This window comes from Pantoea sp. ACRSC, assembly GCF_022346785.1.
GTDB classification, from domain to species: Bacteria; Pseudomonadota; Gammaproteobacteria; order Enterobacterales; family Enterobacteriaceae; genus Pantoea; species Pantoea alvi.
Genome location: NZ_JAKRNN010000001.1, coordinates 478,657 through 499,678 on the forward strand (window position 1 = coordinate 478,657; position 21,022 = coordinate 499,678).

The window sequence follows — 21,022 nt, forward strand, 5'->3', positions numbered from 1 at the left end:
CTGGAAAGGAAGAAGGGGATGAAAGGTTCATTCTTCATGAGCCTGTGACAAAATAGCACAAGTCTGAGCGCAGCATACCGGAGCCCACGCCATGCAGGATCGTAACTTCGACGATCTCGCGGAAAAATTTTCGCAAAATATTTACGGCACCACCAAGGGGATGGTGCGTCAGGCGATCCTCTGGGACGAGCTGGAGACGATTCTGCCGACGCTCGGCGCGGCGCCGCTGCGCGTGCTGGATGCCGGCGGCGGACTGGGGCAAATCTCCAGCGGGCTGGCGCAGCGCGGCCACCAGATCCTGCTCTGCGATCTCTCGGCGGAGATGCTGCGCCGGGCGCAGCAGCATGCCGAAGCGCAGGATGTGAGCCACAACATGCAATTCAGACAAATCGCCGTGCAGCAGGTGGGCGAGCATTTGGATACGCCGGTGGATCTGGTATTGTTTCACGCTGTGCTTGAGTGGGTCGCCGAGCCTGAAAAAGCGCTGCAGGCGCTGTTTGACGCGCTGCGTCCCGGCGGCGTGATGTCGCTGATGTTTTTTAACCGCCACAGTCTGGTGTTTCGCAATCTGACGCTGGGAAACTTCGGCTATCTGCGCGTCAATATGGCGAAGCAGAAGAAGCGCTCCCTGTCGCCCGACTACCCGCGCGATCCGGACGATGTCTACCGCTGGCTCACCGCCTGCGGCTTCGATATCGAACAGCGTACGGGAGTGCGCGTCTTCAGCGACTATATGAAAGCCCCGCCGGCGGACGGCGGAGGCGATGCGAGCATTCTTGAGATGGAGCGACGCTACTGTCGCCAGGAACCCTTTTTAAGCCTGGGACGTTATATCCACGTGACTGCGCGTAAACCAGGGCAGAAGGACGAACTATGAGTGAATTTTCCCAGACGGTACCCGAGCTGGTCAGCTGGGCGCGTAAGAACGACTTTTCCCTTGCGCTGCCGGTCGATCGTCTGGCCTTTTTGCTGGCCATCGCCACCCTGAACGGCGAGCGTATGGATGGCGAAATGAGTGAGGGAGAGCTGATCGACGCTTTCCAGCACGTCAGCAAAGCCTTTGAGCAAACCCATGAAACCGTGATGGTGCGCGCCAATAACGCCATCAACGATATGGTGCGGCAGCGCCTGATCAACCGCTTTACCAGCGAGATGACGGAAGGCCACGCCATTTATCGTCTGACGCCGCTGGCGATCGGCATCACTGACTACTATATCCGCCAGCGCGAGTTTTCGACGCTGCGCCTGTCGATGCAGTTGTCGATCGTGGCGGGCGAGCTGAAGCGCGCCGCCGATGCGGCGGAAGAGGATGGTGATGAATTCCACTGGCACCGCAACGTCTTCGCGCCGCTGAAATATTCCGTGGCGGAGATTTTCGACAGTATCGACATGACGCAGCGCCTGATGGATGAACAGCAGCAGGCGGTGAAGAACGATATCGCCGATCTGCTGAACAAAGACTGGCGCGCGGCGATCTCCAGCTGTGAAATGCTGCTGTCGGAAACCTCCGGCACGCTGCGCGAGCTGCAGGATACGCTGGAGGCGGCGGGTGACAAGCTGCAGGCCAATCTGCTGCGCATTCAGGACGCCACCCTCAGCAGCCCCGACCTCGGCTTCGTCGATAAGCTGGTATTTGACCTGCAAAACAAGCTGGATCGCATTATCAGCTGGGGCCAGCAGGCGATTGACCTGTGGATCGGCTATGACCGCCACGTCCATAAATTTATTCGAACCGCCATCGACATGGACAAGAACCGCGTATTCGCGCAGCGCTTGCGCCAGTCGGTGCAGAACTACTTCGACCAGCCGTGGGTGCTCACCTACGCCAGCGCCGATCGCCTGTTCGATATGCGCGACGAGGATCTGACGCTGCGCAACGACGAGGTAATGGGCGAACTGCCCGCCGAGCTGGAATATGAAGAGTTTAACGAAATCCGCGAACAGCTGGCGGCGATGATTGAAGAGGCGCTGCTGAGCTACAAATCTGAACAGAAACCGCTCAACCTCGCCACGGTGATGCGCGACTATCTTGCCCAGTATCCGCGCGCGCGCCACTTTGATCTGGCGCGTATCGTGGTCGATCAGGCGGTGCGTCTCGGCGTGGCGGAAGCCGATTTAGCCGGCCTGCCCGCGCAGTGGCAGGCCATTAATGATTACGGAGCCAAGGTGCAGGCACATGTCATCGACAAATATTGAACAAGTGATGCCGCTTAAGCTGGCGCAGGCACTGGCGAACCCGATTTTTCCCGCGCTCGACAGCCAGCTGCGCGCCGGTCGCCATATCGGCATTGAAGAGCTGGACCAGCACGCTTTTCTGATGGACTACCAGACCTTCCTGGAAGAGTTTTACGCCCGCTACAACGTCGAACTTATTCGCGCGCCAGAGGGCTTTTTCTATCTGCGTCCGCGCTCCACCACCCTGATCCCGCGCTCGGTGCTCTCCGAGCTGGATATGATGGTGGGCAAGCTGCTCTGCTATCTCTACCTCAGCCCGGAGCGTCTGGCGAACGAGGGCATCTTCACCCAGCAGGAGCTCTATGACGAGCTGCTGACGCTCGCTGACGAGAATAAGCTGCTCAAGCTGGTGAACCAGCGCTCAACCGGCTCCGATCTCGATCGGGCCAGGCTGCAGGAGAAAATGCGCGCCTCGCTGAGCCGACTGCGTCGACTCGGCATGGTGTGGTTTATGGGCAACGACAGCAGCAAATTCCGCATTACCGAATCGGTGTTCCGCTTTGGTGCCGACGTGCGCAGCGGCGACGATCCGCGCGAGGCGCAGCTGCGTCTGATCCGCGACGGCGAAGCCATGGCGCTCGACAGCGTGAGCGCGACCAGCGAGCAGGATGATATTGACAGCGACGCGAGTGATAGCGCGGAGGAAGAACAGGCATGATTGAACGCGGCAAATTTCGTTCGCTTACCCTGATCAACTGGAACGGCTTTTTTGCCCGCACCTTTGATCTCGACGAACTGGTCACCACCCTGTCGGGCGGTAACGGCGCAGGCAAATCCACCACCATGGCCGCCTTTGTAACGGCGCTCATCCCGGATCTGACGCTGCTGCACTTCCGTAACACCACGGAAGCGGGCGCGACCAGCGGCTCGCGCGATAAGGGCCTGCACGGCAAGCTGCGCGCCGGCGTCTGCTACGCGGTGCTCGACGTTATCAACTCGCGTCACCAGCGCGTCATCGCCGGCGTTCGTCTGCAGCAGGTAGCCGGGCGCGATAAAAAGGTCGACATCAAGCCGTTCAGCATTCACGGGCTGCCGATGGATAGTCAGCCGACCGATATGCTGACCGAGATTATGAACAGCCGTCAGGCGCGCGTGCTGCCGCTGAGCGAGGTCAAAGAGCGCGTTGAAGCGCAGGAAGAGGTGCAGTTCCGCCAGTTCAGCTCGGTCACCGACTATCACGCGATGATGTTCGAGCACGGTATCGTGCCGCGCCGCCTGCGCTCCGCCGGCGATCGCAGTAAATTCTATCGGCTAATCGAAGCCTCGCTCTACGGCGGTATCTCCAGCGCCATTACCCGCTCGCTGCGCGACTACCTGCTGCCGGAAAACAGCGGCGTGCGCAAAGCGTTTCAGGATATGGAAGCGGCGCTGCGCGAGAACCGCATGACGCTGGAGGCGATTCGCGTCACGCAGTCCGATCGCGACCTGTTTAAACATCTTATCTCCGAAGCCACCAGCTATGTTTCGGCGGACTATATGCGTCACGCCAACGAGCGGCGCATCCATCTCGATGGCGCGCTGCAGCTGCGCCGCGATCTCCTCTCCAGCCGCAAACAGCTGGCTACGGAGCAGTATCGCCATATTGAGATGGCGCGCGAGCTGGCCGAGCACGGCGGGGCGGAGAACGATCTGGAAGCGGACTATCAGGCCGCCAGCGATCATCTGAATCTGGTGCAGACCGCTATGCGCCAGCAGGAAAAAATTGAGCGCTACGAGGCCGATCTCGACGAGCTGACCCATCGTCTTGAAGAGCAGAACGAAGTGGTGGCGGAAGCGCGCGAAGCGCAGGAAGAGAACGAGGCGCGCGTCGAAGCGGCGGAGCTGGAGGTGGACGAGCTGAAAAACCAGCTGGCCGATTTCCAGCAGGCGCTCGACGTACAGCAGACGCGGGCGATTCAGTATCAGCAGGCGCTGCAGGCGCTGGAGCGCGCCAGGACGCTCTGCCAGCTGCCCGATCTCACCATCGACAACGCCAGCGAGTGGCAGCAGCGGTTCCAGGCGACCGAAGAGGAGGCGACCGATACCCTGCTGCGTCTGGAGCAGAAGCTGAGCGTGGCGGAAGCGGCGCACAGCCAGTTTGAACAGGCGCTGGCGCTGGTAACCAGCATCGCAGGCAACGTGCCGCGCCAGGAGGCCTGGCAAACCGGCCGCGAGCTGCTGCGCGACGCCGCCAATCAGCGTCACTACGCCGAGCAGCTCTCGTCGCTGCGCCTGCGCCTTAACGAGCTGGAGCAGCGCCTGCGCGAACAGCATGAGGCGGAGCGGCTGCTGGCGGAGTTCTGCAAGCGTCAGGGCGCGCACTATGACGCCGACGCGCTGGAAGGGCTGCATAGCGAGCTGGAAGCGCAGATCGAGCAGCTCAGCGCCAGCGTTTCCGACGCGGGCGAACGCCGCATGGTGATGCGTCAGGAGCTGGAGTCGCTGCGCGAACGTATCGCCACCCTGACCGCGCGCGCGCCACACTGGCTGGCGGCGCAGGAGATCCTGACGCAGCTCAGCGAGCAGACCGGTCAGGCGCTGGAAAACAGCCAGCAGATTACCGAATATATGCAGCAGCTGCTGGAGCGCGAGCGTGAAACCACGGTAGAGCGCGACGAAATCGCCGCGCGCAAACGCGACGTAGAGCGCCAGATCGAACGTCTGAGCCAGCCCGGCGGCGCAGAAGATGCGCGCCTGACGCAGCTGGCGGAACGCTTTGGCGGCGTATTGCTCTCTGAAATCTACGACGACGTAACGCTGGACGACGCGCCTTACTTCTCGGCGCTCTATGGTCCGTCGCGCCACGCTATCGTGGTGCCGGATCTGTCGCTGGTGCGCGAGCAGCTCGAGGGGCTGGAGGAGTGCCCGGAAGATCTCTATCTGATCGAGGGCGATCCGCAGTCGTTTGACGACAGCGTTTTCGCCGTCGAAGAGCTGCAAAACGCCGTGGTCGTGAAAGTGGCGGAGCGCCAGTGGCGCTATTCGCGCTTCCCGAAAATCCCGCTGTTCGGCCGCGCCGCGCGTGAGAATCAGCTGGAGCTGCTGCACAACGAGCGCGATCGCCTCGCGGAGCGCTATGCTACGCTCTCGTTCGACGTGCAGAAAACGCAGCGTCTGCATCAGTCTTTCAGCCGTTTTATCGGCAGCCATCTGGCGGTCGCCTTTGAAGAAGATCCCGAAGCGCAGATTCGCCAGTACAACGCGCGCCGCAGCGAGCTGGAGCGCGCGCTGAATCAGCATGAAAGCGACAACCAGCAGCAGCGTCAGCAGTATGAGCAGGCGAAAGAGGGCGTGGCGCAGCTTAACCGCCTGCTGCCGCGCGTTAATCTGCTGCTGGACGAGACGCTGGCCGATCGCTGCGACGAGATCCGCGAGCAGGTCGAAGAGGCGCAGGAGGCGGCGCGCTTCCTGCATCAGCACGGCGCGAAGCTGGCGAAGCTCGAGTCGCTGATCGGCGTCTTGCAGAGCGATCCCGAGCAGCATGAGCAGCTGCAGGCGGACTATCAGCAGGCGCAGCAGCAGCAGCGCGTCGCGCGTCAGCAGGCGTTTGCCCTGACAGAAGTGGTGCAGCGCCGCGCCCACTTCAGCTACGGCGACTCTGCCGGCATGCTCAACGGCAACAACGATCTCAGCGATAAGCTGCGTCGCCAGCTGGAACAGGCTGAAGGCGAGCGCAGCCGCGCGCGCGAACGCCTGCGCGAGCAGCGAACCCAAATGGCGCAGTACAGCCAGGTGCTGGCCTCTCTGAAAAGCTCGCACGACACCAAACGCGACATGCTGAAAGAGCTGCTGCAGGAGATGCAGGATATCGGCGTACAGGCCGACGCCAGTGCGGAAGAGCGCGCGCGCATTCGCCGCGACGAGCTTTACGCCGCGCTGAGCCACAACCGCGCTCGACGCAATCAGCTGGAAAAGCAGCTCACTTTCTGCGAAGCGGAGATGGAGAACCTGCAGAAACGGCTGCGCGTGCTGGAGCGCGACTATCACCGCATTCGCGAGCAGGTGGTCAGCGCCAAAGCGGGCTGGTGCAGCGTGCTGCGTCTGGTGAAAGAGAACGGCGTTGAGCGACGTCTGCACCGCCGCGAGCTGGCCTACCTGAGCGGCGATGAGCTGCGCTCAATGTCAGATAAGGCGCTGGGTGCGCTGCGCCTGGCGGTGGCGGATAACGAGCATCTGCGCGACGTGCTGCGCCTGTCGGAAGATCCGAAGCGGCCAGAGCGTAAGATCCAGTTCTTTATCGCCGTCTATCAGCATCTGCGCGAACGCATCCGTCAGGATATTATCCGCACCGACGATCCGGTCGAGGCGATCGAGCAGATGGAGATCGAACTGAACCGTCTGACCGAAGAGCTGACGGCGCGCGAGCAGACGCTGGCGATCAGCTCGCGCAGCGTGTCGAATATTATCCGCAAAACCATTCAGCGCGAGCAGAACCGCATTCGCCAGCTGAACCAGGGGCTGCAGATGGTGAGCTTCGGTCAGGTGCGCAGCGTGCGGCTTAACGTGAACGTGCGCGAGGCCCACGCCACGCTGCTCGATACCCTGTCGGAAGAGCATGAGCAGCATCAGGATCTCTTTAACAGCAGCCGCCTGACCTTCTCTGAAGCGCTGGCGAAGCTCTATCAGCGCCTTAATCCGCAGATTGATATGGGGCAGCGCACGCCGCAGACCATCGGCGAAGAGCTGCTGGACTACCGCAACTATCTGGAGATGGAAGTGGAAGTTAACCGCGGCTCCGACGGCTGGCTGCGCGCCGAGAGCGGGGCGCTGTCGACCGGCGAGGCGATCGGCACCGGCATGTCGATTCTGGTGATGGTGGTGCAGAGCTGGGAAGAGGAGTCGCGCCGCCTGCGCGGCAAGGATATCTCTCCCTGCCGCCTGCTGTTCCTCGACGAAGCGGCGCGTCTCGATGCGCGATCTATCGCCACGCTGTTTGAACTCTGCGAACGCCTGGAGATGCAGCTGGTGATTGCGGCACCGGAAAACATCAGCCCGGAAAAAGGCACCACCTATAAGCTGGTCCGTAAAGTGTTCAATAACACGGAGCATGTGCACGTGGTCGGCCTGCGCGGCTTCTCTGCCGACGCGCCAGCGACGCGCCGCGACAGTGAAGAGCAGGCGGGGCTGGAGGCTGAAAACTCGCAGGTTTAATCTGGTCAAAAATTACCGCTTTCAGTAATCTGTAAACGGCATTTGTCCTGTGAGGCAAATGCCGTTTTTTATTTGTATACTCAGCATATGAGTAGCAGCCCGGTTGCAGCGGATCCAGGAAACGCTGCGTGGTAAACAAATGAGGGGGCAGGGATGTTGCTGACCAATAAAACCAACAATTATGTTTTTTCGCTTCTGGCACTAGCGCTGGCCTTTACGCCTCTGCATCTGACGCACGCGGCCGTTATTGCCGCGTTACCCGGCACTACGCACGCGTCCATTTCAGTTAGCGACAGCCAGCAGCGCCTGCGCCAGGCCTTTGCCGGCAAAGAGCCACCGTTTTATCTGGCCTCGCTGGCAACCCTCTACGCGGCGCACAATATGCAGCCGATGTGGCAAGATCGCGCGGCGGTGCAGCAGTTTCAGCAGCAGCTGGCGGAAGTGGCCATGTCAGGCGTGCAGCCGCAGTTTACGCGCTGGGTCGATCGTCTGACCGATCCCGGCATCACCGGCTTTGCGCGCGACGTGGTGCTGAGCGACGCCATGCTGGGCTATCTGCAGTTCGTCTCCAGCGTACCGACGCAGGGCGAAAGTTGGCTCTACAGCAATGTGCCCTACAAGCTGGCGCAGCCGTCGGTATCGGTAGTTAATCAGTGGCAAAATGCGGTGCTGGCCGGCGGATCCGCTGCCTTTGTCGCTTCGCTGGTGCCGCAGCATCCGCAATATGCGCCGATGCACGCCGCGCTGAAGCAGCTGCTGAGCGACTCGCGCCCCTGGCCCCAGCTGAAGAATCGTGAAACGCTGCGGCCGGGTCAGGTGAGCGATGACGTTCCGGCGCTGCGCGAAATCTTACGGCGCACCGGCATGCTCGCCGCGCAGCCGGTCGCGCCGGGCCCTGCGGACGATGCGGTGCCAACCGCGCCGGTTCCGGTGAGCCAGAGCGGTCAGCCTGTGGCGGTCAGCCCATCGGCCGCCAGCGTGGGCGATCTCGCTGCGCAGACGCCGCAGCAGGCGGGCAGCGTGCAGAACGGCACCGCTGATGCGGTCAGCGACAACGTCTATGACGCCGCGCTGGTAGAGGGCGTTAAACGCTTCCAGCAGTGGCAAGGGCTCGGCAGCGACGGCGCTATCGGGCCGCGCACCCGTGAATGGCTTAACGTGACGCCGCAGATGCGCGCCGCGCTGCTGGCGCTGAATATCCAGCGTTTGCGTCTGCTGCCGGACGATATGCACAACGGCATCATGGTCAATATCCCTAACTTCTCGCTGACCTACTACAACAACGGCAACAAGATCCTGTCGTCGCGCGTGATTGTCGGGCGTCCCGACCGTAAAACGCCGCTGATGCGCAGCGCGCTGAATAACGTGGTGCTTAACCCGCCGTGGAACGTGCCGACGACGCTGGTGCGTCAGGACATCATTCCCAGGGTGAAGCAGGATCCGAGCTATCTCTACAAGCACGGCTATACGCTGCTCTCCGGCTGGAGCGCGGACGCGGAGGTTATCGATCCCAGCATGATTGACTGGAGCATGGTCTCCGCCTCGTCGTTCCCCTATCGCCTGCGCCAGGCGCCGGGCAACACCAACTCGTTGGGCCGCTATAAGTTCAACATGCCGAGTTCGGACGCGATCTACCTGCACGACACGCCCAACCACGCCTTGTTCCAGCGCGATATCCGCGCGCTCAGCTCAGGCTGCGTACGCGTCAATAAAGCGTCAGAGCTGGCGGGACTGCTGCTGCAGGATGCTGGCTGGAATGACTCTCGCATCTCCGATCAGCTAAAACAGGGGGATACGCGTTATGTTCCGATCCGCCATCGCATTCCGGTTAATTTGTACTATCTGACCGCCTGGGTCGCTGATGACGGCAAGCCGCAATTCCGCACAGATATTTACAATTATGATAATCCGGCGCGTTCGGGTAGCCAGGTGCTCACGCGCGCAGGGCAGCTACTACTCTAATCCTTGATTTTTAACCGCTGTTGTTCTACCCACCTCTTTTTTGCTCTGTTTTACTCTGGCGACCCTGATGAGGGTCGCCGCACAAACCTGAGTAAGGTCGGTTGACGTGACCCGGCCAGCCGGTTATGGTTCGGCCTTGTGCGGTTTTTGCACATTTCGTTGGCTTCAATCTCAGGTAACCGTTTTTCATGTCCAGTTTTAACTTAACACGTCGCAAATTGCTTCTTGGCGGAACGGCTGTGGCCGGCATGGCGCTGCTGCCTGACGCCGCTATCGCCTCGCTTTCAACGTCGCGTCCTCGCGTGCTGACGCTGAGCAATCTTCACACCGGTGAAACCCTTAAAACTGAGTTTTTTAATGGGAAAAGTTACGATAAGAGCGAGCTGGCTCGCCTGAACCACTTTTTCCGCGATTATCGCGCCAATCTGACGAAAAGCATCGATCCCCATCTCTTCGATCAGATCTATCGACTGCAGACGCTGCTGGGAACCCGCAAGTCGATCCAGCTGGTCTCCGGCTATCGCTCGCTGGCGACCAACAATATGCTGCGCGAAAGCGGCCCGGGCGTAGCGAAGCACAGCTATCACACCAAAGGGCAGGCGATGGATTTTCATATCGAAGGCATTGCGCTGAATAACATCCGCAAAGCGGCCTTAACAATGCGCGCGGGTGGTGTAGGATATTATCCTCGCAGCAACTTCGTTCATATTGATACCGGGCCGGTACGGCACTGGTAATGACGCCGGCAACGCTGCGTGCGCCGGCCATGGAGCGTTATGAACTACCACATTATTCCCGTTACCGCCTTTGCGCAGAACTGTTCGGTTATCTGGTGTGAGGCGACGCGCGACGCCGCCCTGGTCGATCCCGGCGGCGATGCGGCGACCATTATCGCAACGCTCCAGCAGCTCGATCTTACCCCTCGCCAGATTTTACTGACGCACGGCCATCTGGATCACGTCGGCGCGGCGGCGGAGCTGGCGGCGCACTATCAGGTGCCAGTCGTTGGCCCGCACCGGCTGGATGCCTTCTGGCTGGACGCGCTGCCGACGCAGAGCCGCATGTTTGGTCTGGCGGAGTGCGCGCCCCTTACGCCAGATCGCTGGCTGGAGGAGGGCGACAGCGTGCAGGTCGGGGAGGTGGAGCTGGCGATCCTGCATACACCGGGGCATACGCCCGGCCATATCGTCTTTTTCGACCGCGCGGGCCGTCTGCTGATTTCCGGCGATGTGATTTTCCACGGCGGCGTAGGGCGAACCGATTTCCCGCAGGGCAGCCATCAGGATTTGATCGCCTCAATTAAAGAGATGCTGCTGCCGCTGGGTGACGATATTACCTTTGTTCCCGGCCACGGCAGCATCTCGACGCTGGGGCGCGAACGTATAAGCAATCCTTTTCTGCAATAAAAAATGGGCCGTAGCGGCCCATTCTCTCTCCTGACGCAGGCGTCTCAGCGCAAAGCATCCCGCGCGGGCGCGGGATGTGCGGCTGTTTTACAGCACTGCGACAATCGCCTCGCACAGCGCCGACATATTATCTGGCGTCATACCCGCCACGTTCACCCGGCCGGAATTGACCGCATAGACGGCAAACTCGTCACGCAGACGGATAACCTGATCTTTGGTCAGGCCGCTAAAAGAGAACATGCCGTTCTGCTGGATAATAAAGCTGAAATCGCGCGTTGCGCCTTTCTCCGCCAGGGTATTCACAAACAGCTGACGCATACGCTGGATGCGCTGACGCATATCGGTCAGCTCCTGCTCCCAGATGGTACGCAGCGCCTGATTGCTGAGTATGGTTGCCACTACCGCGGCGCCGTGCGCCGGCGGGTTGGAGTAGTTGGCGCGAATGGTGTACTTCACCTGGCTAAAGGCGGTGTCAGCGGTCGCTGCATCGGCCGCCACCAGGGTGATGGCGCCTACACGCTCATTGTATAAGCCGAAGTTTTTAGAGTAAGAGCTGGCGACAATCAGCTCCTGATGCGAGGCGGCGAAAATACGCAAGCCTTCCGCATCTTCATTCAGGCCGCGCGCAAAGCCCTGATAGGCGAAATCAAATAGCGGCAGCCAGCCTTTTGCCTGAGAGAGCTGCGCCAGCTGGCTCCACTGCTCTGCCGTGGGATCGATGCCGGTCGGGTTATGGCAGCAGCCGTGGAACAGAACCACATCGCCTGCTTTGGCTTCCTGCAGCGCGGCCAGCATGCCGTCAAAGTCGAGCTGGTGGTTTTCCGCATCGTAGTAAGCGTATTCGCACACCTCCAGACCCGCTGCGTTAAACACATTTTTATGGTTCGGCCAGCTTGGATTGCTCACCCAGACGCGCTTAACCGTCGTCTGCGTGGCGAGAAAATCTGCCGCAACGCGCAGTGCGCCGGTGCCGCCGGGGGTCTGCGCGGTGCGCGCGCGGCCAGCGACAATCAGCGGGTTCTCTGCGCCAAACAGCAGCTCCTGAGTACAGCGCGCAAAATCGGCCAGGCCATCAATGCTGAGGTAATTTTTTGTGGTCTCGTTTTCCAGCAGATACTGCTCGGCTTTTTTTACGCTGGTGAGCACCGGCGTATTGCCGGTTTCATCTTTATAAACGCCGATGCCAAGGTTGATTTTGTGCGGGCGGTCATCAGCGCGAAACAGATCGGCCAGCCCAAGAATAGGATCGGCGGGTGCCGCAGAGATAGATTCAAACATGAGTCGTGTCCAGTAGCGTGAACTTTAACGAAATGAGCCTTCAGGTTAACGTCAGCGCTGCGCATTGCCAACCGTTTACGCAAAAAATCGTTGCCGGGCGTCGAAGATGACGCGGGCGCAGGAAAAACATAACAAGGGCGCCGCTAAGGGGCGAATAGCAGGCATAAAAAAACGGAGCCGAAGCTCCGTTTTTTCTGCGACAGGTAACTTAGAACTGGTAAACCAGGCCTACTGCTACGGTGTCGTCGGTGTTCAGACCCAGGCGGTTGTTGTCATCCAGCTGGTTGATCTGATAGTCAACATAGGTCGACATGTTTTTGTTGAAGTAGTAGGTTGCGCCCACGTCGATGTATTTAACCAGGTCAGCATCGCCCACGCCTTCGATGTCTTTGCCTTTAGACTGCACGTAGGCGATAGACGGACGCAGACCGAAGTCGAACTGATACTGTGCAACCAGCTCGATGTTCTGTGCTTTGTTAGCGAACGCAGTAGTATCGCCAGTTGTTGTGGTGAGAGTGAACGGCGTAGAGTTACGGGTTTCACCGTAGTAAGCCGCCAGGTAGACGTTGTTGGCGTCATATTTAACAGCCGTGCCCCAGTTTTCAGCGCGTTTGCCCTGACCAACCAGATTGCCGGTGCCGTCAGCTACGCCAGCCGCCTGGCTGTTAGTACGATCGCTGCTGCTGTATGCGCCTACGATACCCAGGCCGATCGGCGAGGTGTAGGAGGTTGACAGGCCCCAGCCGTCGCCGTTTGCACGACGAATTTCGTCACGGTCGTTTTTACCCTGATACTGTGCCGCGAAGTCCCAGCCATCTACCAGGCCAAAGAAGTTTTTGTTGCGGTAGGTCAGCAGGCCGGTGCTACGACCGTTCATAAAGTTGTCTGAGTAGCCAGAGTCGCCGCCGAATTCTGGCAGCATATCGGTCCAGCCGATGGCGTCGTAGACAACGCCGTAGTTACGACCGTAGTCGATTGAACCAGCGTCGCCGAATTTCAGACCGGCAAAGCCCAGACGGGTGCGGTTGCCGTCCTGAGCGTCAGAAGAGCCTTCAGAGTTGTTAGCCTGAATGTTGTATTCCCACTGGCCGTAACCGGTCAGCTGGTCGTTAATCTGAGTTTCACCCTTGAAACCGAAGCGAACATAAGTGTTGTCGCCGTCGTTGCCGTCATTATCAGAGAAATAGTGCAGACCAACAGCCTTGCCATACAGGTCCAGCTTGTTGCCGTCTTTATTATAAATTTCTGCTGCGTTTGCTGCACCTGCAGCTAACAGAGCAGGGATAACCACTGCAAGAATGTTGCGCTTCATCATTATTTATTACCCTCATTGGAGTTTATTCGGACACCTGCCACTGCCGTCAAGAAACCGTTACGGAACCCTGAAAGAAGTTTGGTGTCTTCCTGTGTCTGCACGCATCTTTCCATCCCGAAGCGGGATATGCCACACTGAAAATGCTACTAAACTCGTAATCTGGTTTCTAAAAGAAAATTTGTATTACAAAATGTAAATATTGGGGAACTTTGTGAGAGAACTCAAAATTTACAAAAATAAAAAAAGGCCGGCAGTGCCGACCTTGTTATATATATGAATTTCTTATAATTAATAGATAATTTTAGAAATTTGCATTACGCGGGGTACGTGGGAAAGGGATAACGTCCCTTACATTTTGTACGCCGGTGACATAGGCGATTAAACGTTCAAAGCCTAAACCAAAGCCGGAATGGGGCACGGTGCCGTAGCGGCGCAGATCGCGATACCACCAGTAATCTTCTTTGTTCAGGCCCATCTCTTCCATACGCGCGTCCAGCACGTCGAGACGCTCTTCACGCTGCGAACCGCCAATAATCTCGCCGATGCCCGGCGCGAGCACGTCCATCGCCGCCACGGTTTTATTGTCTTCGTTAAGGCGCATATAGAACGCTTTGATATCTTTCGGGTAGTTTTTCACCACCACCGGCGCTTTAAAGTGCTGCTCGGCCAGATAGCGCTCATGCTCGGAAGAGAGATCGATGCCCCAGGAGACCGGGTTCTCAAAGGTCTGCCCGCAGTTTTCCAGAATGCTAATGGCGTCGGTGTAGTCCACCTGCGCAAAGTCGGTAGAGATAAAGCGCTGCAGACGCTCAACCGCCTCTTTATCCACGCGCTCGGCAAAAAACGCCATATCGTCAGCGCGCTCGTCCAGTACCGCTTTAAACACATATTTCAGCATCGCTTCGGCGAGCGCGGCGGCGTCATCCAGCGTGGCAAAGGCAATTTCCGGCTCCAGCATCCAGAACTCCGCCAGGTGGCGGCTGGTGTTGGAGTTTTCCGCGCGGAAGGTCGGGCCGAAGGTGTAGATTTTCGACAGGGCGCAGGCGTAGGTTTCACCGTTCAGCTGGCCGGAAACGGTCAGGAAGGCCTCTTTGCCGAAGAAATCTTCGTTAAAGTCCACGGCGCCCTGCGGCGTGCGCGGCAGGTTTTCCAGATCCAGCGTTGAGACGCGGAACATCTCGCCGGCACCTTCGGTGTCTGAAGCGGTGATCAGCGGCGTCGACACCCAGAAGTAGCCGTTTTCGTGGAAGAAGCGATGCAGCGCCTGCGCCAGGGTATGGCGTACGCGCGCCACGGCGCCGATTAGGTTGGTGCGCGGACGCAGATGCGCCACTTCACGCAGGTATTCGATGCTGTGACGCTTCGCCGCCATCGGATAGGTGTCGGGATCGTCCACCCAGCCGGTCACTTCCACGCGGGTCGCCTGAATCTCAAACGCCTGGCCCTGGCCCGGCGAAGCCACCACGGTGCCGGTCACGATCACGGAGCAGCCGGTGGTCAGGTGCAGAACCTCATCCTGATAATTATTCAGAGAATTATTCACAACGGCCTGAACGGGATTAAAGCAGGAACCGTCATAAACGGCGACGAAGGAAAGACCGGCTTTTGAATCTCTGCGGGTACGCACCCAACCACGTACGGTGACTTCACTGTCAACCGCGACGCGACCGTGCAGTACGTCCGCTACAGGCACTACGCTCATAAATATCTCTCTATATAGAAGAAGTGAGTTTAAACAATCTCCCCAGACCGGGGTGTTGCTATGTTACTTGCGAGTCGCAAGGAAACAAGCAAAATCCGGCGGGAGGGGAGATTTATTACAGCAGAAGCGGGGCGCGTCAACGCCCCGATAAAGCGAGGATTAGCTGGCTTTTTTCACCAGCGGCAAATCGAAGGCTTTGCGCAGGGCGCGAACGAAGGCCTGATCCTGACAGATGGTTTTGCCCGGACTGTCAGAGAGCTTCGCCACCGGCTTGCCGTTGCACTCCACCAGTTTAATCACGATATTGAGCGGCCTGACGCCGGGAATATCGCAGGTCAGCCGCGTGCCGATGCCGAACACCACGCCGGCGCGCTGGCCGAAGTGGCGATAGAGCGCCAGCGCCTTATCCAGATCGAGATTGTCGGAAAAGACCAGGGTTTTGCTGTGCGGATCGATGCCCAGCTTCTCATAGTGGGCCAGCGCCTTTTCGCCCCATTCGACGGGATCGCCTGAATCGTGGCGCAGCCCCTGATAGCGGCTGGCGAAGTTGACGCCGAAGTCGCGCAGAAAAGCGTCCATCGCGATGCAGTCGGTCAGCGCGATGCCCAGCTCGCCGTCATACTCGTCGAGCCACGCCTGCAGCGCCGCGCGCTGGCTGTTGGCCAGCACCGGGCTGATTTGCTGAAAGGCCTGAAACCACTCGTGCGCCTGGGTGCCGACCGGCGTCAGCGCCAGGCGGCGCGCCAGATCGTAGTTGCTGGTGCCAATCAGCCAGGGGAACTCCTGCTTCAGGGTGGCGACGATGGCCTGCTGCACCTCCTGCGAAAAACGACGGCGGGTGCCGAAGTCCATCAGGCGAAAGCGCGACATATCGATGTCGGCAACCTCGCGCCGAAAAGCGCTCAGCTTCTGCTGCAGATGGTCAACCGCCTGCTGCGCGCCCACCAGCGGTGAACGGTGGCGATGCACTACCTCGCTGATCAGCGCCAGCAGCGGCACCTCCCAGAGAATGACCTCGCGCCAGGGCCCGGTGATGCGGATAGCGAGATGGCCGTCGCGATTGCGCACCTGCACCTGGTCGGGGTTATAACGAAAATCGCGCAGCCAGTTAAGGTAGTCGGCGTGGAAGAAGGGCAGGCTGGAGAGATACGTATATTCGTCATCGGTCAGCGCTAGCGTCTGCATGGCGTTAATGGCCTCGCGAATCTCGTTCGCATAGAGACCGAGCAGATCGTCGCCGCGGCAACGAAACTCAGCCGCCACCGTGACGTCATGATAACGGTGGAAGACGGCTTGCTGCATATGAAGCTTGTAGGCGTCCGTATCCAGCAGGGAAGTTAGTATCGGGGAAGCATGTCCTGTCATGGTGCGTTTCAGCATCCTGTTCGGCGGCGCAGAGCCCGGTGTGTGAAAGTCATAAAGACGCAGGAGTATAAATCAGTAACTGCGACCGATCACAGCATATTTCACGACTGTGGGTCGAGGGTAAAACGTGCCGTTGTTAATGAATTGTAGCTATTTATGCCGCGATGCGCATTGTGCATGGCAAGCTAAAGGCAACGCGCTTAGACTTTGGCGGTAAACCTATAACAATGCGAGACGGAATATGACGCAACAGCCCCAAATTAAATATCGCCACGACTATCGTGCGCCGGATTACACCATCACCGACATCGACCTGACCTTTGCGCTCGACGCCGCGACAACGCGCGTCACCGCCATCAGCCAGGTTAAACGTCTCGGCGATGCGCAGGCTGAGCTGCGTCTCGATGGCGAAGCGTTAACCCTGATCGCCATTGAAGTGGATGGCGCGCCCTGGAGCGCGTACCGTCAGGAAGAGGGCGCGCTGGTGCTGAGCCAGCTGCCGGAGCAGTTTCAGCTCAGGATCGTCAACGATATCCATCCCGATAAAAATACCGCGCTGGAAGGGCTCTATCAGTCTGGCGAAGCGCTCTGCACCCAGTGCGAAGCGGAAGGCTTCCGCCATATTACCTGGTATCTGGATCGCCCGGATGTGCTGGCGCGCTTTACCACCACGATTATCGCTGACGAAGCGCGCTATCCCTACCTGCTCTCCAACGGCAACCGCATCGACGGCGGCAAAGCGGAGCAGGGCAAACACTGGGTGAAATGGCAGGATCCCTTCCCGAAGCCCTGCTATCTCTTTGCGCTGGTCGCGGGCGATTTCGACGTGCTGCGCGACAGCTTTACAACCCGTTCCGGCCGCGACGTGGCGCTGGAGATCTTCGTCGACCGCGGCAATCTGGATCGCGCCGACTGGGCGATGACTTCGCTGAAAAACAGCATGAAGTGGGACGAGGAGCGCTTCGGCCTCGAGTATGACCTCGACATCTTTATGATTGTTGCCGTCGACTTCTTCAATATGGGGGCGATGGAGAATAAAGGGCTGAACGTCTTTAACTCTAAATATGTGCTGGCGAAGGCGGAAACGGCCACCGATAAAGACTATCTCGGTATCGAAGCGGTGATCGGCCACGAATATTTCCACAACTGGACCGGCAACCGCGTTACCTGCCGCGACTGGTTCCAGCTTAGCCTGAAAGAGGGGCTGACGGTGTTCCGCGACCAGGAGTTCAGCTCCGATCTTGGCTCGCGCGCGGTTAACCGCATCGATAACGTACGCGTAATGCGCGGCGCGCAGTTCGCCGAGGATGCCAGCCCGATGGCGCACCCGATCCGCCCGGATCAGGTGATGGAGATGAACAACTTCTATACCCTGACCGTCTACGAGAAGGGATCGGAAGTGATCCGCATGATGCACACGCTGCTTGGCGAAGAGAACTTCCAGAAAGGAATGCAGCTCTATTTTGAGCGCCACGACGGCAGCGCGGCGACCTGCGACGACTTTGTGCAGGCGATGGAAGATGCCTCCAATGTCGATCTGTCGCAGTTCCGCCGCTGGTACAGCCAGAGCGGCACACCGGTGCTGACGGTGCGCGACGACTATAACCCCGAGCTGGAGCAGTATACGCTGCACGTCACGCAGCACACGCCGCCAACGGCCGATCAGAAAGAGAAGCTGCCGCTGCATATCCCGCTCGATATCGAACTCTATGACGGCGAAGGCAAGGTGATCCCGCTGCAGCACAATGGCCATCCGGTGCACCACGTGCTGAACGTGACCGAGGAGTTCCAGACCTTTATCTTCGATAACGTCTACTTCCAGCCGGTGCCGTCGCTGCTGCGCGAATTCTCCGCGCCGGTGAAGCTCGACTATAAGTGGAGCGACGCTCAGCTTACCTTCCTGATGCGCCACGCGCGCAACGACTTTGCGCGCTGGGATGCGGCGCAGAGCCTGCTGGCTACCTATATCCGCCTTAACGTGGCGCGCCATCAGCAGGGCCAGCCGCTCTCGCTGCCGCTGCACGTTGCCGACGCCTTCCGCGCGGTTCTGCTGGACGAGGGGCGCGATCCGGCGCTGACCGCACAGATCCTGACGCTGCCGGGAGAGAATGAGATCGCCGAGCTGTTCGAGGTGATCGATCCCCAGGCCATTGCGGTGGTGCGTGAAGCGCTGGTGCGCACGCTGGCTGCCGAGCTGGCGGATGAGTTCTATGCCGTCTACAACGCTAATCAGCAGGGCGAGTACCGCATCGAGCACGACGCGATGGGGCAGCGCGCCCTGAAGAATGTCTGCCTGTACTATCTGGCGTTCGGCGAAACCGCGCTGGCGGACAGGCTGGTACAGACGCAGTATCAGCAGGCGAACAATATGACGGATGCGCTGGCGGCGCTGGCGGCGTCGGTTGCGGCGCAGCTGCCGTGCCGCGGCGCGCTGCTGGCGCACTACGACGAGCGCTGGCATCGGGATGGCCTGGTAATGGACAAATGGCTGATGCTGCAGGCGACCAGCCCGTCGCCGGACGCCTTGCAGAAGGTGCGCGAGCTGCTGCATCATCGCTCGTTCACCATGAGCAACCCCAACCGCATCCGCGCGCTGATCGGCGCGTTCGTTTCCGGCAATCCGTCAGCGTTCCACGCTAAAGACGGCAGCGGCTATCAGTTCCTAGTGGAGATGCTGACCGATCTTAATACCCGCAATCCGCAGGTAGCGGCACGGATGATCGAGCCGCTGATCCGTCTGAAGCGCTACGATGCCGATCGTCAGGCGATGATGCGTCAGGCGCTGGTGACGCTGCAGGGGCTGGATAAGCTGTCGGGCGATCTCTATGAGAAGATCACCCGCGCGCTGAACGCTTAAACGGCAATGGCGGGTAAATCCCGCCTTACACACCGCAGATGAGTTGAAACGCGGGTAGCATGGGCCGAAGAGCAAAGCGTCCCGCGACAGGGATGTCGCGGGCCGAGCGCGCAGGGATGCCTTGAGCGACTTTGCGATCGGGCCATGCTATCCGCGTGGGTGCCTGACCCAGTGTTTTCGCAACTATTTTAACTTTAACGCTGGTGGGCGTAGCGCACCGGCTGCTCGCTTTCACTGCGGCGCATCACGCGATCCAGCACCTCCGCCTCCAGCTCCGCCAGCCTGACCGATCCGCGACGACGCGGACGCGGCAGGTCCACCAGCAAATCAAGCCCGATCTGTCCCTCTTCGATCAGCAGCACGCGATCCGCCATCGCGACGGCTTCGCTGACGTCATGTGTCACCAGCAGCACGGTAAAATGGTGCTGCTGCCATAGCGACTCAATCAGCCCCTGCATTTCAATACGCGTCAGCGCGTCAAGGGCGCCGAGCGGCTCGTCGAGCAGCAGCAGCCCCGGACGGTGGATCAGCGCACGCGCCAGCGCCACACGCTGCTTCTGGCCGCCGGAGAGCGCGGCGGGCCACTCATTAGCGCGCTCTGCCAGCCCGACCGCCTCCAGCGCTTCCAGCGCCGCGCTGCGCCATTCGCGCCCCTTCAGGCCGAGACCGACATTATCGATCACCCGTTTCCACGGCAGCAGGCGCGCATCCTGAAACATCAGGCGGGTATCTTCACGCGCGGTGTGCAGCGGCGCGTTGCCCGCCAGCAGCTCGCCCCGCGTGGTCTGCTCCAGCCCCGCCAGCAGGCGCAGCAGCGTACTCTTGCCGCAGCCGCTGCGTCCCACCACCGCGACAAACTGGCCGGAGGGAATATGCAGATCGATATTATTCAGGATAGTGCGGCTGCCGTACTGCTTGCTGACGCCGTTGACGCCAACCGGCGTACCGGCATTTAGTCGCGCCGGAGAGAGTGAAGTGCTCATGCGTTCTCCTCCTTCAGTTGATAAGCCGGATGCCAGCGCAGCCAGATGCGCTCCAGCAGCAGGGCGGCGACATCCGCCAGCTTGCCGAGCAGGGCGTAAAGAATAATGGCGACCACCACCACGTCGGTTTGCAGGAATTCACGCGCGTTCATCGCCAGATAGCCGATGCCCGAGTTAGCGGAAATCGTCTCGGCGACAATCAGCGTCAGCCACATCAGGCCGAGCGCGAAACGTACGCCGACCATAATCGAGGGCAGGGCGCCGGGCAGGATAACCTGAAGAAACAGGCTCCAGCCCGAAAGGCCGTAGCTGCGCGCCATCTCTACCAGGCCGCGATCGATATTGCGAATGCCGTGGTAGGTATTGAGGTAGATCGGAAACAGCGTGCCGAGCGCCACCAGAAAAATCTTCGCCGCCTCGTCGATGCCGAACCAGAGGATCACCAGCGGGATCAGCGCCAGATGCGGCACGTTGCGCAGCATCTGCACTGAGGTGTCGAGCAGCCGCTCGCCCAGACGCGAGGTGCCGGTGATCAGCCCCAGCAGCAGCCCAATGGAGCCGCCGATGCTAAAGCCGATCAGCGCACGCCAGCCGCTGATGGCAAGGTGCTGCCACAGCTCGCCGCTGGCGGCCAGATGCCAGAAGGTGATAACGATATTTTCCGGCGACGGCAGAATGCGCGTCGAAAGCAGCCCGGTCTGCGAGGCAATTTGCCAGACCACCACCAGCAGCGCCGGGAACACCCAGGGCACCAGCTGGTTGGTAATGCGTTTAGTGGTTTTCGCCATG

Annotated in this window: 14 protein-coding genes; 8 read left to right on the forward strand and 6 right to left on the reverse strand. The window is 59.8% G+C overall.

Annotated elements, in window-relative coordinates; translation table 11 throughout:
• Nucleotides 1-91 precede the first annotated feature (91 nt).
• The 7 genes from cmoM (at nucleotide 92) to MHZ97_RS02350 (ending at nucleotide 10,733) form a co-directional block, all read left to right on the forward strand.
• A complete protein-coding gene (gene cmoM, locus MHZ97_RS02320) occupies nucleotides 92-877 on the forward strand; it encodes a tRNA uridine 5-oxyacetic acid(34) methyltransferase CmoM (RefSeq protein WP_103795361.1) in 786 nt (261 codons plus the stop codon).
• Nucleotides 874-2,196, forward strand: coding sequence for a chromosome partition protein MukF (gene mukF, locus MHZ97_RS02325; protein WP_103795362.1), 1,323 nt, complete (start codon nucleotides 874-876; stop codon nucleotides 2,194-2,196). Before cmoM ends, mukF begins: the two co-directional genes overlap by 4 nt.
• Complete coding sequence (gene mukE / locus MHZ97_RS02330; RefSeq protein ID WP_033789292.1) at nucleotides 2,177-2,893, forward strand: chromosome partition protein MukE; 717 nt, start codon at nucleotides 2,177-2,179, stop codon at nucleotides 2,891-2,893. Before mukF ends, mukE begins: the two co-directional genes overlap by 20 nt.
• Nucleotides 2,890-7,365, forward strand: coding sequence for a chromosome partition protein MukB (gene mukB / locus MHZ97_RS02335; RefSeq protein ID WP_239312248.1), 4,476 nt, complete (start codon nucleotides 2,890-2,892; stop codon nucleotides 7,363-7,365). Before mukE ends, mukB begins: the two co-directional genes overlap by 4 nt.
• A gap of 153 nt (nucleotides 7,366-7,518) precedes the next feature.
• Nucleotides 7,519-9,327: a L,D-transpeptidase gene (ldtD, locus tag MHZ97_RS02340; RefSeq protein ID WP_103795364.1), complete on the forward strand. Its 1,809-nt coding sequence runs from the start codon at nucleotides 7,519-7,521 to the stop codon at nucleotides 9,325-9,327.
• Nucleotides 9,328-9,515: 188 nt separating this feature from the next.
• Nucleotides 9,516-10,064: a YcbK family protein gene (locus MHZ97_RS02345; protein ID WP_239312238.1), complete on the forward strand. Its 549-nt coding sequence runs from the start codon at nucleotides 9,516-9,518 to the stop codon at nucleotides 10,062-10,064.
• Between the two features lie 39 nt (nucleotides 10,065-10,103).
• Nucleotides 10,104-10,733: an MBL fold metallo-hydrolase gene (locus tag MHZ97_RS02350; RefSeq protein WP_239312235.1), complete on the forward strand. Its 630-nt coding sequence runs from the start codon at nucleotides 10,104-10,106 to the stop codon at nucleotides 10,731-10,733.
• Nucleotides 10,734-10,820: 87 nt separating this feature from the next.
• On the opposite strand, the gene MHZ97_RS02355 is transcribed toward MHZ97_RS02350, so the two are convergent.
• The 4 genes from MHZ97_RS02355 to pncB all read right to left on the reverse strand — a co-directional run bounded on the left by MHZ97_RS02355 (nucleotide 10,821) and on the right by pncB (nucleotide 16,393).
• On the reverse strand, nucleotides 10,821-12,011 hold the full coding sequence (locus tag MHZ97_RS02355; RefSeq protein ID WP_103795367.1) for an amino acid aminotransferase: 1,191 nt from the start codon (nucleotides 12,009-12,011) through the stop codon (nucleotides 10,821-10,823).
• Between the two features lie 208 nt (nucleotides 12,012-12,219).
• The gene (gene ompF / locus MHZ97_RS02360; RefSeq protein ID WP_293648111.1) at nucleotides 12,220-13,326 is read right to left on the reverse strand and encodes a porin OmpF; all 1,107 of its coding nucleotides are present in this window, start codon (nucleotides 13,324-13,326) and stop codon (nucleotides 12,220-12,222) included.
• Nucleotides 13,327-13,627: 301 nt separating this feature from the next.
• Nucleotides 13,628-15,028 (reverse strand): asparagine--tRNA ligase, encoded by a 1,401-nt coding sequence (gene asnS / locus MHZ97_RS02365; protein WP_103795370.1) that lies wholly within the window; start codon nucleotides 15,026-15,028, stop codon nucleotides 13,628-13,630.
• Nucleotides 15,029-15,187: 159 nt separating this feature from the next.
• Nucleotides 15,188-16,393 (reverse strand): nicotinate phosphoribosyltransferase, encoded by a 1,206-nt coding sequence (gene pncB / locus MHZ97_RS02370; protein ID WP_103795574.1) that lies wholly within the window; start codon nucleotides 16,391-16,393, stop codon nucleotides 15,188-15,190.
• A gap of 241 nt (nucleotides 16,394-16,634) precedes the next feature.
• On the opposite strand from pncB, the gene pepN reads away from it, so the two are divergent.
• Nucleotides 16,635-19,250, forward strand: coding sequence for an aminopeptidase N (gene pepN / locus MHZ97_RS02375; RefSeq protein WP_103795371.1), 2,616 nt, complete (start codon nucleotides 16,635-16,637; stop codon nucleotides 19,248-19,250).
• A 194-nt stretch (nucleotides 19,251-19,444) separates the two neighbouring features.
• On the opposite strand, the gene ssuB is transcribed toward pepN, so the two are convergent.
• On the reverse strand, nucleotides 19,445-20,233 hold the full coding sequence (gene ssuB / locus MHZ97_RS02380) for an aliphatic sulfonates ABC transporter ATP-binding protein (RefSeq protein ID WP_103795372.1): 789 nt from the start codon (nucleotides 20,231-20,233) through the stop codon (nucleotides 19,445-19,447).
• On the reverse strand, nucleotides 20,230-21,021 hold the full coding sequence (gene ssuC, locus MHZ97_RS02385; RefSeq protein WP_103795373.1) for an aliphatic sulfonate ABC transporter permease SsuC: 792 nt from the start codon (nucleotides 21,019-21,021) through the stop codon (nucleotides 20,230-20,232). Before ssuC ends, ssuB begins: the two co-directional genes overlap by 4 nt.
• Between the last annotated feature and the right edge of the window lies 1 nt (nucleotide 21,022).

Coding starts and splice junctions, on each gene's coding strand:
- cmoM (WP_103795361.1), top strand. CDS start 92: ATGCAGGATCGTAACTTCGACGATCTCGCGGAAAAATTTTCGCAAAAT.
- mukF (WP_103795362.1), top strand. CDS start 874: ATGAGTGAATTTTCCCAGACGGTACCCGAGCTGGTCAGCTGGGCGCGT.
- mukE (WP_033789292.1), top strand. CDS start 2,177: ATGTCATCGACAAATATTGAACAAGTGATGCCGCTTAAGCTGGCGCAG.
- mukB (WP_239312248.1), top strand. CDS start 2,890: ATGATTGAACGCGGCAAATTTCGTTCGCTTACCCTGATCAACTGGAAC.
- ldtD (WP_103795364.1), top strand. CDS start 7,519: ATGTTGCTGACCAATAAAACCAACAATTATGTTTTTTCGCTTCTGGCA.
- MHZ97_RS02345 (WP_239312238.1), top strand. CDS start 9,516: ATGTCCAGTTTTAACTTAACACGTCGCAAATTGCTTCTTGGCGGAACG.
- MHZ97_RS02350 (WP_239312235.1), top strand. CDS start 10,104: ATGAACTACCACATTATTCCCGTTACCGCCTTTGCGCAGAACTGTTCG.
- MHZ97_RS02355 (WP_103795367.1), bottom strand. CDS start 12,011: ATGTTTGAATCTATCTCTGCGGCACCCGCCGATCCTATTCTTGGGCTG.
- ompF (WP_293648111.1), bottom strand. CDS start 13,326: ATGATGAAGCGCAACATTCTTGCAGTGGTTATCCCTGCTCTGTTAGCT.
- asnS (WP_103795370.1), bottom strand. CDS start 15,028: ATGAGCGTAGTGCCTGTAGCGGACGTACTGCACGGTCGCGTCGCGGTT.
- pncB (WP_103795574.1), bottom strand. CDS start 16,393: ATGACAGGACATGCTTCCCCGATACTAACTTCCCTGCTGGATACGGAC.
- pepN (WP_103795371.1), top strand. CDS start 16,635: ATGACGCAACAGCCCCAAATTAAATATCGCCACGACTATCGTGCGCCG.
- ssuB (WP_103795372.1), bottom strand. CDS start 20,233: ATGAGCACTTCACTCTCTCCGGCGCGACTAAATGCCGGTACGCCGGTT.
- ssuC (WP_103795373.1), bottom strand. CDS start 21,021: ATGGCGAAAACCACTAAACGCATTACCAACCAGCTGGTGCCCTGGGTG.